This window comes from Desulfuromonas sp. CSMB_57 (genome assembly GCF_020194955.2).
GTDB lineage: Bacteria > Desulfobacterota > Desulfuromonadia > Desulfuromonadales > Syntrophotaleaceae > JAFCIY02.
Window position 1 is genome coordinate 1 of sequence record NZ_JAFCIY020000065.1, and the last position, 11922, is coordinate 11922.

10 protein-coding genes are annotated in these 11922 nt (G+C 58.2%); 4 read left to right on the plus strand and 6 right to left on the minus strand.

Features of this window, described 5'->3' with window-relative positions:
- The 6 genes from JQN68_RS13865 to JQN68_RS13890 all read right to left on the minus strand — a co-directional run.
- The coding region (locus JQN68_RS13865) for a PAAR domain-containing protein (protein ID WP_249621256.1) at window positions 1-3079 on the minus strand (3079 nt) is incomplete at its 3' end.
- 1 nt (window position 3080) lies between these two features.
- Window positions 3081-3527, minus strand: coding sequence for a DUF1795 domain-containing protein (locus tag JQN68_RS13870; protein WP_249621257.1), 447 nt, complete (start codon window positions 3525-3527; stop codon window positions 3081-3083).
- Between the two features lie 134 nt (window positions 3528-3661).
- Window positions 3662-5389, minus strand: a complete 1728-nt coding sequence (tssI, locus tag JQN68_RS13875) for a type VI secretion system tip protein TssI/VgrG (protein WP_225073881.1) — start codon at window positions 5387-5389, stop codon at window positions 3662-3664.
- Between the two features lie 380 nt (window positions 5390-5769).
- Complete coding sequence (locus tag JQN68_RS13880) at window positions 5770-6219, minus strand: hypothetical protein (RefSeq protein ID WP_249621258.1); 450 nt, start codon at window positions 6217-6219, stop codon at window positions 5770-5772.
- A 408-nt stretch (window positions 6220-6627) separates the two neighbouring features.
- Entirely contained in the window at window positions 6628-7077 is a 450-nt protein-coding gene (locus tag JQN68_RS13885; RefSeq protein ID WP_249621259.1) for a hypothetical protein, read from the minus strand.
- Window positions 7078-7143: 66 nt separating this feature from the next.
- Window positions 7144-8529, minus strand: coding sequence for an IS5 family transposase (locus tag JQN68_RS13890; RefSeq protein WP_349632327.1), 1386 nt, complete (start codon window positions 8527-8529; stop codon window positions 7144-7146).
- Window positions 8530-8909: 380 nt separating this feature from the next.
- Here JQN68_RS13890 and JQN68_RS13895 point away from each other — a divergent pair, with 380 nt between their 5' ends.
- The 4 genes from JQN68_RS13895 to JQN68_RS13910 are packed head-to-tail and all read left to right on the plus strand — an operon-like array spanning window position 8910 to window position 11728.
- Complete coding sequence (locus tag JQN68_RS13895) at window positions 8910-9422, plus strand: hypothetical protein (protein ID WP_225073809.1); 513 nt, start codon at window positions 8910-8912, stop codon at window positions 9420-9422.
- Window positions 9423-9469: 47 nt separating this feature from the next.
- Entirely contained in the window at window positions 9470-10759 is a 1290-nt protein-coding gene (locus tag JQN68_RS13900; RefSeq protein ID WP_225073810.1) for a DDE-type integrase/transposase/recombinase, read from the plus strand.
- Between the two features lie 4 nt (window positions 10760-10763).
- Entirely contained in the window at window positions 10764-11564 is an 801-nt protein-coding gene (locus JQN68_RS13905; protein ID WP_225073811.1) for an ExeA family protein, read from the plus strand.
- Between the two features lie 14 nt (window positions 11565-11578).
- Window positions 11579-11728, plus strand: a complete 150-nt coding sequence (locus JQN68_RS13910; protein WP_225073812.1) for a hypothetical protein — start codon at window positions 11579-11581, stop codon at window positions 11726-11728.
- Window positions 11729-11922 lie beyond the last annotated feature (194 nt).

Sequence of the window (11922 nt, forward strand, 5' to 3'; positions counted from 1 at the left end):
TGAGGGTGAGGGCGTCGCGGGGGGTCTGCTCCGGCGCCTGGTATTGCCGCTGGGTTTCCAGGCCGCGGGCATCCCGGGTGACCTCCAGTCCATGGCCGTTGCTGGAAAGGCTTTTGAACCGGCCGAGCAGGTCGTAGGTGTAGGTGGTTTCTCCGCCGGGGGTGGTGCGGCTGGCGAGATGGCCGGCGAGATCGTAGCGGTACCCGATGACCGTGCCGTTCTGGATTTCCTGAATCAGCCGGCCTTTGTCGTCATGGGTGAAGCGCAGATCGCTTTCGGGTTCCGGATGGCCCTTGAGGTAGGTGGCGGCCCGGGTCAGGCGGTCGGCATTGTCGTATTCGTAGACGATTTTCTGTCGGGCCGTTTCGACGGCGGTGATCCGGTCCCAGTCGTCCCAGGCGAGCTGTTGCTCGCTGCCGTCGGGCAGACGCTTGGCGATCACGCGGCCGACGGCGTCCCGGGTGTAGCTGGTCACCCGGCCGGCCCAGTCGGTTTCCGCGGCCAGACGTCCGGCGGGATCGTAGCGGTACCGCCAGCTCTGGCCGGCGGCGTTGGTGATCCGTGTCAGGCGGGCGGCGTTGTCGTAGTCCAGCCGGGTGGCATGGCCCTTGGGATCGGTGACGGTGCGCAACAGATCGAAAGCGCCGTAAGTGGCGCGGGTGGTTTGTCCCTCGGGGGCGACGTGGGTCTTGGGCAGCCCCTCGCTGTCGTAGGCCAGACGCTCTTCGCCGCCGTCGGGATGGAGGATGCGGCTCAGATCGTTGCGCGGGTTGTCGGGGGAGGGATCATACTCGTAGTGGGTGCTGTATCCGGCGGGGTCGGTGATGATCCGGGGCCGGCCCCAGCGGTCGAGGTGGTAGCGGGTGGTTTCCCCCAGGGTATTGCGCAGGGAGGCCAGGCGACCCCGTCGGTCGTAGCCGAGCCGGGTGGTGGTGCCGTCGGTGCCGGTCTCGGTGAGGAGGCGGCCCTGGTCGTCGTAGCTGAAGCGGCGGATGCGGCCGTCCGGCTCCTTCGCTTCGATGAGGTTGCCGCGATCATCGTAAGTCCACGCGGAGGCGGTGCCGTCGGGGTAGTCGATTCCGGTGAGCTGGCCGTGGGGGTCGTAGGCATAGCGGGTGGTGCGGCCGGCCCCGTCGGTCTCGCCCATCAGGTGGCCGAAGGTGTCGTAGTCGAAACGCGTGACCCGGCCCAGGGGGTCGGTGGTGGACAGCCTGCGGTCCAGGCCGCTGACCTCGTGGGTGGTGATGTGCCCCAGCGGATCCTGTTCGCGGATGAGCTGGTGGTTCGCGTTGAACCAGTAGGTGAAGCAGCCGCCTTCGGCGTCGTGGTATTCGGTCTTCCGCTCCCGCGAATCATAGACGAAGCGGTCGTTGTACAGGCCGTCAGGCGTTTGGGTGGCGACGACCCGGCCTTCGCTGTCGTAGGCGATGTCGACACAGGTGGCGCCGCTGTCCTGCCAGTGGTTGAGCCAGCCCTGCTCGGTATAGGCGTAGTGGAATTCGCCGCCGAACAGGCTGCGTGCCTCCGTGAGCGCCCCGCTGGAGTCGTAGCCGTAGCGAAGGAGCGGTTCGCCGTCGCCATCCCGGGTGACTGTTGCGATAAAACCTTCCGGCGTGGTCCCGACGACGAAAACCTCACCGTCGCTGTGCGCGACGCGGCGCAAATGGTCGTTCTCGTAGAGGAAGTCGATGCGATTGTTGTTTCTGTCTTCGATGGCACTCAGACGGCCGATATGGGGATGGCTTTCCGTGGTTTCGAAGATCAGGGTCTGCTGATAACGGCTGTCGAAGAGCCTGGCCCGCTGCCGCGTGCCTCGCAGGTGATAATGAGCGGCCCTGAGGTTGCGGGAGTTGAATTCCGCGCCTTTCCCCAAGGGATACTGGAGCACTTCGCCTTCGCCGTCTTCGAGGTTGGCGGTCGGCTCATCGGCGAGAAACACCAGTCGCTGGGACCAGTTGCAGATCCAGCGGGGGCCGAGGACACTTGCCACCGGGTCCTTGCCCGCGTAGGTGCGGGTGAGCCTGAGAGGCAGGGCAGCGGGATATTCCAAATCGGTCCGAACGTCGAAATAGCTGCCGTCGGCCGGGTTGACCGGCTCGCCGCATTTCAGGCCCAGCTTGGACAGCAGGCGGCCCACCCCCAGGGAAAGGGCCACTTCGGCGGTCGAGATGACGGCCTGCTCGCGGGCCGAGTGTTCGGCATCCTTCTTCAGATAGACGCCGGTGGTGGAGTCGGCAAAGATGGTTTTGCATCCTTGGTGGATACTGGCATTGCACGTGGTCTTGTGACCGATGCGAGCCAGGGGCAAACCGTTGACGAAAACGGTTTCGCTGCCTTCGGCGATCCTGGACACGGACGAATGCTTGCGGCATTGCACCTGATCCCCTACCCGGGCGACGGGACGGCCTTCGAAAAAGACGTTGGGTGAACCGGTGATGATTTTACCGGTGACGGTGGCCATCTTGGAGAAAAAGCCGTTGACCAGAGCGCCGACGCCACCCCCCGCCGCGCCGGCGGCCACTGCGCCGACGATGACGGCGGCCGCGCCGCCGGTACAGATGGTGGCGGCCACGAGCGCCCCGACCGCCACCCCCGCGACCAAACCGCACAGGGCCCCGGCAAAGGCCGAGCCGTGGGCAATTTGGTCACCCACGGTGGCCGGCTGCGGCCCTGATTTGGCCAGCTTCGGCGCACCCAGAAAATCAAGCAGCTTTTCATCCAGGGCAAAATGGTTGACCAGCCCCGCGCCGATGAAAGCCCCCGCAGCGCCGGCCGCCAAGGCTCCGCCAAAAACGCCCAGCGCGGTCAAACCTCCACAGGTCGCATAAGCAGCCATGCCGCCCTTGACAACGCCTACGGCCGCTATTCCCGTGCTGGCCATATGGCCCAGGTTTTTTATGTTTCTGACCGCGGCTTCATCATGGCTGTCTGACCTGAGGGCTTCCACGACACCGCTGTCGCCGGTGGCGACCGCCACCGTGGTATCCCGCCACGATTCCGCGGTATCGACGACCGCGTTTTTGACCCCCGTCAGCCATCCGGGCTGCATTTGCGCATCAGTGCCGGCCTGCCCGCTCATGTCAGACTTCCCCCTGCTCCAGCGGTGCCCTGCCAACGGTAAAGCTCTTCATGGCCGCCAACAGCTGGGCACGGGATGCGTCGTCGATTTTTCCGGGCACGGTGGCGGTAAGATTCAGCGCCCTGGAGTTGTTGACGATCATGAGGATCATCTGGTGCATGGCATGGCCCTGATTATCCCAGGTAAATTCGAGAAAATGGGCGGGCAGGCCATCAATGGTCTCGGGGCCTTCAAAGAGTATTCTGAAACCGGGCAGTTCCCGGGCCAGGGTGGATTTCTGGTTCAGAAGGTAATCGGCCAGGCTCAATCCGACCGGCAAGGATTCGCGGGTGACAACCAGATTCGCACCCTTGGCCGGCACATGATTGGCGGCCAGCATGGTCACACTGTTGTCCTGCCAGTCCCCTTCTCCCAGCGTTAAATAGCCCTCCTGCATTTGATAGTACATGGATTTCTCCTTATAGAACCGTAAATAGCGCATCGCCATGGCGTGTCCGGGGCGCATTCCTTTTGCCATCCACCTCCTGTTGCCCCACCGCTGAATGTGCCGTGGCCACCGGAGCAACGGGCAAGCATGGCGCCTTAGCCTTCATTGAGGTTTATGGTGGGGCTGTTGATGTCGACACTCCCCGGTTGAATGACTACGGTACTTTCGCCGCAAACCAGGGTTATCCTGGACTCGGCCGTTAAAATGATTTCCTTGGCCGATTCCATGGAGGTCCCGCCAACGGTTGTCGTGGTGCTGCCGCCAATGGACTGGTTTTTGCTGTCGAGCACGGTAATGTTCCAGTCCTTCTGGCTGCGCAGATAAATCTCCTCGGCGCCCTTGGCATCGTCGAAGCGCAGTTCATGAAACCCCGGCCCCTGGTGAGTCTTGGTGCGAAAGCCGCTCTGCGTCAGGCTTTGCTCCAGATTGTTGATGGGCATGTTGCGGGCGTTATAGACACTGCCGACCACGATGGGCCGATCCGGATCGCCATCGATAAAGTCGACCAGCACCTCGTCGCCAACCCGGGGAATGAACTGTGCGCCCCGGCCGGACCCGCCCCACGGTTGGGCCACGCGAATCCAGCAACTGCTGCGCTCCTCGGCCTGCCCCGGCGCCCTCCGATCCCAGTGAAAACGCACCCGCACCCGGCCATATTCGTCGGTGAAGATTTCCTGATCCCTCGGGCCGACGACCATGGCGGTCTGGATGCCTTGAACAACGGGTTTGCGGACGACCATGTCCGGCCGAAAAGGTGTCTTGGACGGTATCGCCCAGAAACTGTTTTGATAAAAGGCGCCACCGGCTGCCGTTTCTTCGAAAACCTGGGGTTGTCCCGCGGCATGCCAGACCTGGACCAGCAGGTATTCCCCGTTGAGACCGGGAGTGACATGGTTGCTCAAGGTAAACAGAAAACCGGGAAGCAATCGGCAGGAGGAACTTTTTCCCTGCCCCAGGTTCTGCAAGGCATTCAACTGCTCCAGGCGGATGCGGGCCAAATCTTCGCCGCGCGCCTGCTCGACGTGCAGGGCAGGGTAATCGTACACCTCGAAGCGGCTATTCGATGCACCGGAGCCGACATTCAGATCCAGGGAGGGATGCTTGGGATTGAAGTTCTTGTGACGGTAGGCGTTGGGCCGCTGCTCATGGTGAAAGGTGAACTCGGTTATGCATTCCTGCTCGGCGACCAGACCGCCGTGACTGTTGCAGACAATTTCCGGTTTTCCCGGCAGAGGGCGATGCACCCAGGAACCGTCGCCGATGAGCATGACGTGCTTGTCCCGATCATGCTCGAAAAAATAAAACAGCCCCTCCTCCCGCAGCAACCGATCGATGAAAGCCAGATCACTTTCCCGGTACTGGACGCAGAACTTGCGAAAACGCTTGGAATCGTCCAGCACAAAGCGGTAGCGATCGGAATGGATGCCGCCCTCCTCCAGAACGGTTTCGATGATCTTCTGTAACTGCTGTTCCTGGAAAATGCGGCTGTTGGTGCGTAACGAAAGCTGCCAGAGGGTGGGGACCAGGGTGGCGCTGTAGCAATAGAAATCGCCATGAAGGTGGGTGAAGGCAAAACTCTGAATTACCCCGTGAACATGCCGATCGGTGCCGCCCGAGAGGGGATCGGGATTGACCAACGTGACCCGGGCCTCCCGCCCGACCAGCTCGGCGAAGTCGCCCACCTCCGTAAGGAGGGCCAAATCAAGACTGCAAACAAAGGGAGTGGCAAGACCCTCAAACAAGGAAAAGTCCGACACGCGGAAATCCAGTGATATTCCGTCGATCTCGAAGAACAGCATTTCATGTGAGGCGTTTTGTTTCACATACCCTCCTGATTTTGTTTATTCTTGCGAAAATCTTTACTTTATTTCCTGGTTATGCACTTTACTCAATCTATATGCTTTCTGAGACCCATCTTGGGTTCAGAAGCTCGCCTCATTGTCAGCGAAGCGTTAGTGAACGGTGGTAGTTGTCGTGATCGACATCGCAATCGGTCCATGAAACGATTACGATAACGCCACAAAACAGCTTCTACTGGAGTCAGGTGCATAACCTGATTTTTAAATTTTTCCAAAACACAAAAAGTGAAAGACATTTCGAAAAACAGCACATCACAGGATTACCACATTGAATCCTAAGGAAAACTTCATGCTCGCGTGAAGAGTCCCAGCCTTGTTACTCGGACAGAGAGCCTGCGCTGGCATCAGTCACGTTCTTTCTGATCTTGTTTAATTTTCTTGGAATCGCGGACCTTGTCCTTACTCATTAAAAGCAAAAAACGACTCTTTCCAGTAATTGCTTCAAAAATCAAAAAGCCTAATTCAAACAAAACTGGTGCACCAGTCATGCAATAAATTATTTTTGCCAAGACACGATCAAACTTTGTTGTATAAGGATAGATAGCATCATAATCCGCTTCTAAAAATGAAAGTGGTGATTTTTTCGCTACTTCTCTCATCCAAACTGGATAAGACAATGAAAATGCTACATTCAAAATATCCCAACCGCTGACAAATTCCAAACCCAGACTATTCTTGGTTATTTTGTTTTTTCGTAATTTACGCACTAACACTTGTCCAAAAATAATATAAATTATCCAGTAAAATATAACCCAACACAAAAATATTAAACCTACCACAAACTTTAAATCCATAAACCATCAATACCTTCAAGAGTAGTGTCATATATATCTCCAGAAAGTTTGTTAGCATAATGGTCCGCGGCAGCGGAGGCAGCCACCGAACAACCAACTATGACCAATCCGCCAAGGACAAGTCCGACCCAGCCTACAGGTGTAGAAAACATTATCAGCCCCAGACCAAATGCTCCGGCCTTGGCAACGCCACCGCCCGCCACGGCACTTGCAGCAAACCTAGACGACTCCACGAACAACTCCCGCTCCAAGTCGCCGGCGAACCGGACCAACCGCGAGGCCTGGGCCGTGTCGGTGACATGGAGCTTCGCGATGGTGCGACGGAACGCTCCGTTATAACTGCGTAAAACTTCACGCCCGCATGCAGAGTCCCAGAAATGTTACTCGGACAGAGGACCTGTGAAGACATCAGTCGTGTTCTTTCTTGTCTTTTTTGATTTTCTTGAAATCGTGGATTTTGTCCTTAGTCATTAAAAGCGAAAAACGACTCTTTCCAGTAATTGTTTCAAAAATCAAAAATCCTAATTCAAACAAGACTGGTGCCCCAGTCATACAATAAATTATTTTTGCCAAGACACGATCAAACCTTGTTGTATAAGGATAGATAGCATCATAATCCGCTTCCAAGAATGAAAGTGGTGATTTTTTCGCTACTTCTCTCATCCAAACTGGATAAGACAATGAGAATGCTACATTCAAAATATCCCAGCCGCTGACAAATTCCAAACCTAGACTTTTCTTTGTTATTGGGTTTTTGCGTAATTTACGCACTAACACTTGGCCAAAAATAATATAGACAATCCAGTAAAATATAGCCCAACACATGATAATTATAAAAATTATGAGCTCTAGATCCATAAGCCATCTATCCATTCAAGAATGGGGTCATATTTAGTCGTCCCTGAAAAATTCGATTTCTCGTCTTCAGAGGGCGCTTGATTCCGGTTTTATCCTTAGCCCTGAGATCCAAAATTGGTGTTTCAGGAGGGCCAAGACGAACTCTACGCCAATCAGGGGCGACTTGAGCCGCTCCAGCTCTTTGAAAAGAAGCCAAAAGAAAGCCCGCAGGAGCTTTCGCAGATTGAAACCGCACGCGGCCAGAATGGCGTTCATCTTGTCGCCCTCGGTGCCTTTGAGATAGTTGCGGTCCATCCGGTGATCTTCCTTCATGTGGCCGATCACCGGTTCAATGGCGTTACGCCGTTGGAACCAGCGCCACTCACTCGGTTTCATGCTGCTCTTGCGACGGTTCGCCAGGTGGATCGCGGTATCACCAATCTTTTTGGGATTTCCCTGGTAGCCCCTGTCGCAGTAGGCGTTTTGGGGCTTCCAGCCGACCAGCCGTGTCACCTGTTTGAGCGCGTCCTTCAGCGTATGCCCGTCAAAGGGGTTGTTGTGCAGCGCCTCGATGCCGATCACCCAGTTGTCCTGGGAGGTGGTGACCACCGAAACCTTGCAGCCGAACTCGTACTTCTTGTGGGCCTTGCCCTTGGCGATGCATTCCACCTCCGGGGCATGCAGGCTGTAGAGCTTGTTCTTGTCGTGGCGCTGCTGGGTTAAGAGCCGATTGGCCAGGTGCAGCAGCTCTTTGAGCTCCAAATCGGGCTCGGGGCAGTTGCGCAGGATGTTGCGATAGGCCCGGCCCAGATAATTCTTCAGCTTCTTCTGCTCGCGCCTGGCCCGCCTCATCTGTCGGGCGTGGGCATAACGGCCGGACATGATCAGAGCCTGTTTCCCCAACCGCAGGTAGCTCTGGCGCAGGGCAATACCCCGTTTCTTGGCCGCCCGCACCAGCAGAACCCGGGCTTTGTGATACAGCCGGCCATCGGTGGGATAGGCAATGGCCTTCTCCTGCACCGTGGTATCGACGTTGACCCGCTCCATGTGCTGCTCGGTCAGGTTTCCCCCGCGCTTGGCGGTCTCCAGGGTTTCGCTGAGCAACAGCTCCATTTCCTTGGGTCCGATGCGCTTTCTCCAGCGGGTCATGGAACTCGGATCGAGCGGAAGACGATGAATGAAATACTCGAATCCGCAGAAATATTGCCAATAGGGATTCTCCAGCAGCCGGGCGACAACCGATTCATCGCTTTCGTCAAAAGCATGCTTCAGGTAATGCAGCCCGACCAGCAGTCGCGTCGACTTGGCCGGGCGCCCCTTCTCGGCGTAGAGGGAGCCGAACTTTTTGTCAAAGACCGACCATTCTATCTGATTGGCCAGCAGATACAGCGGATGCCGCCGATCAAGAATCTGGTCAAGGCGCGACCGGAAGAGATCCTCGTGGTCACGCTGCTTGGGCTTTTTGGGCTTCATAAAATCACCAGGAATTGAGGGATGAAGTAGTATTTCCGGTGATTTTAACAATCATGAAGTTGAAGATAAAGCAATTAATTCAATAACTTATATTTTTTCAAGGACGACTATTTATCTCTCGAAAGATCGTTAACATAACGGTCCACGGCAACGGATGCAGCTACCGAACAACCAACTAGTGTCCGTCCGGTGTTAGTTCCCACACTGGGTTGGTAAAAACTGGCAGGTTATTTTCAGAATGTGTTAAACAGGGTGCTGAGAATCTCAGATTGAATTGTATCTGACATCGTCATGGGTATAGAGGCAGGGCGACGGGACTTTAGCAGAGTCCCGCCGCCCCCTCCCTGCAGGGACAGACCTCCCGGCAAGGAGTTGCTTTATTGATACTGCTTGTTGCTGCCGACGTCAATGAGGTGGCTCGTCTGGGGAAAGATTTTCCCTGGGCCAAGCCGTCCGGCTGTCCGCGCTGTCGACAGCCGTTGTGGTGGCATGGTTTTGTTCCCGCCTATTTTTCCTGCCTCACCGAAGCGGTCTTTCTCCGGCGCCTGCGCTGCTCCTGCTGCCGGGCGGTTCACCGGTTGAAACCTCAAGGCTACTGGCCGCGGTTCCGTTCGTCTGAGTCGGACATCTCTGCCAGCATCCATCAGCGCACGACCACCGGACGCTGGCGGCGCGACCAGCCACGTGAGCGTCAACGGCAGTGGTGGCGTCGCCTGAAGCGGATGACGGCAGCGGTTCTGGGGATCGGCTTTGCCGGGGAGGCCGCCGACGCGTTTAAGGCCCTGGTGTCCGGGGGCTGGGTCCCGGTCAGCACGTCTTTTCAATGTGACAATCCCGGCACCGGACCGCCACCCTACCGAAGTGTCCCTCTGTCGAACTGCTCCTGGGAATGATAAGGGAAGGCATTGCTTCTTCCCCCCTCAATCCAAGGAGATGTGCCATGACAGACCAAGAACGTGAGGAAGTGGCCCTGTTTCGTTTCGGGGTCATCAGTGATCTGGTCGGAGCGACCCGGCTGGATCATGGCGAACGGAGCCGGCTGATCAAACAGAAGGCCGCACAGCGCTGGAACATCCCGCATTCGCCAAGAACCCGAATCAGTGCGAACACCCTCCGCCGCTGGGTTAACCTGTATGAGAAAAGCGGGCGGCAGTTGGACTGCCTCAAGCCGGTGCCGCGCAGCGACATCGGGTGCTGCCGCCAAGTGGATGAAGACACCGTGCTGGCCCTGGTGCGGCTGCGCAAGGCCAAGCCGGCGCTGCCCGTCGTGCAACTGATCGCCGAGATGGACCAGAAGGGCCTGATCTCGCCGGGCTACACCCTGCGGCTGTCCACCGCCTACCGGGTGCTGAAAAAAGCCGGGCTCTCCAGCCGGCCGGGAAACGCTCCGGTCGACCGGCGCCGGTTTGAAGCCGAGTTCCCCAACGATATCTGGCAGTCGGATGTCATGCACGGTCCGCAGGTTCTGGTTGACGGCAAGCGGCGCAAAAGCTATCTGATCGCCTTTCTCGATGATCATTCCCGGCTGATCACGCAGGCCCGGTTTTACCTCTCGGAGAACCTGGCCAGCTTTCTTCAGGCGCTGCGGGCTGCGTTGGCCGCCCGGGGCTTGCCGCGCAAGCTCTACGTCGACAACGGGTCCGCCTTCCGCTCGCGACACCTGGAAAAAGTCTGCGCCTGCCTGGGGATGGCCCTGACGCACACGCCTCCCTACACGCCCCAGGGGCGCGGCAAGATCGAACGCTTCTTTCGCACCGTCCGCAGCCAGTTGCTGGGCAACGCGACCCCGGAGAGCCTGGAGGAGCTCAACCAGGCGCTTGAGGACTGGCTCCGGAAGGACTACCATCGCCGTCCCCATTCCTCGACCGGGCAGTCGCCTCTGGAGCGCTTCTCCCATCATCTGGAGTTGATCCGCAAGCCGCCGCAGGATCTGGAGGATCACTTCCGCAAGGAGGTGCGCCGCCGCGTCAACAAGGACCGCAGCGTCTCCATCAACGGGCGGCACTTCGAAGCGCCGACCCGCCTGATCGGCGAACAGGTCAGCCTGCTGTTTCACGAAGAGTGTCCCGAACGGGTGGAGATCCTGCTGCGGGGTGCGCCGCATGGCTTTCTCGTGCCCCTCGATCCCCACGTCAATGCCAAGGTCGGCCGAGAAGCCAAGGCGCCTGCGGAAACGTCCGAGCCGACCCAGCGTCGGGGGCAGTTGACCTTCATCACCGAGGAGGGCTAACGCGATGTACCGTGCCTTCTTCGGCCTGACCCGAAAGCCTTTCGCCGCCGACCTGCCGCTGGATGCCATCCTCAAGACCGAGGACCTGCTCGCGGTGCAACAGCGCATCGCCTACACCGTCGATCTGGGCGCCATCGCCCTGGTCACCGGCGAGGTCGGCGCCGGCAAATCCACCGCCCTGCGCTGGATCGCCGGCCAGTTGCATCCGTCCAAATACAAACCCCTCTGGGTAACCGCCACCTCCGGCTCGATTCTGGAAGTCTACCGGCAACTGCTGGCCGAACTGGATATCCGCACCGCCTCCTCCTCCCGGGCCATTCTAACCGGCATGATCCGCAGCCAGATCCTCAATGTGGTGCAGAGCAAAAAGCAGCAGCCGGTGCTGATCATCGACGAAGCCTCGCTGCTGCGGCTGGACGTATTTGGCGAACTGCACACCCTGACCCAATTCGAGGGGGATTCCAAGCCCTATCTGCCGATGATCCTGGCCGGCCAGAACAACCTGGCCGACAACCTGCTCTACCGCACCGCCGTGCCGCTGGCCTCGCGCATCGTCGCCCGCAGCCACCTGCCGGAGGTCAACCGGCAAGGGATGGAACGCTACCTCGGTCACCACCTGAAGATCGCCGGCCTGAAGCATTCCCCCTTCGACGAACAGGCGGTCACCGCCATCCACCAAGGCTCCGGCGGCCTGTTCAGAAAGGCCAACCACCTGGCCCGCGGTGCCCTGGTCGCGGCCACCAGTGAAAAATCCCAGGTCGTGACCGCCGAGCATGTCCGCCTGGCGTCGACGGAACTGTTCTGAACAGGGAGGCCACGATGAGACCGCAAGACCCCAGGCAGATGGCCGCCGACCTGCTCGATCTGGTGCAGAGAATGGAACAAACCCTCAAGGACTACTGCCGCCTGCTGACCGCCCAGGATGACGGCCACTGGCTGGAATCAAAGAGCAACGACGAACCACCCTGAATAACACAGTCGGAAAGACCTGAGCCACCGCCCCGGAACGAAACCTCTTCCGGGGTGTTTCAAAATAATCAGGAAGGGGTATCAAGATAATCAGAAAATTTTGTGCAGGCTAGCCTGAGAAGCAACACCGCCCTATCGTGCGCACAGCCTTATACATGTGCGTTGTTTCCGGTCTGCGCTGTAATCCCATGCTG

Excerpts from the sequence above, each read along its gene's own strand:
- JQN68_RS13900 (WP_225073810.1), top strand. The coding sequence starts at position 9,470 with ATGACAGACCAAGAACGTGAGGAAGTGGCCCTGTTTCGTTTCGGGGTC.
- JQN68_RS13910 (WP_225073812.1), top strand. The coding sequence starts at position 11,579 with ATGAGACCGCAAGACCCCAGGCAGATGGCCGCCGACCTGCTCGATCTG.
- JQN68_RS13890 (WP_349632327.1), bottom strand. The coding sequence starts at position 8,529 with ATGAAGCCCAAAAAGCCCAAGCAGCGTGACCACGAGGATCTCTTCCGG.
- JQN68_RS13885 (WP_249621259.1), bottom strand. The coding sequence starts at position 7,077 with ATGGATCTAGAGCTCATAATTTTTATAATTATCATGTGTTGGGCTATA.
- JQN68_RS13880 (WP_249621258.1), bottom strand. The coding sequence starts at position 6,219 with ATGGATTTAAAGTTTGTGGTAGGTTTAATATTTTTGTGTTGGGTTATA.
- JQN68_RS13870 (WP_249621257.1), bottom strand. The coding sequence starts at position 3,527 with ATGTACTATCAAATGCAGGAGGGCTATTTAACGCTGGGAGAAGGGGAC.
- JQN68_RS13905 (WP_225073811.1), top strand. The coding sequence starts at position 10,764 with ATGTACCGTGCCTTCTTCGGCCTGACCCGAAAGCCTTTCGCCGCCGAC.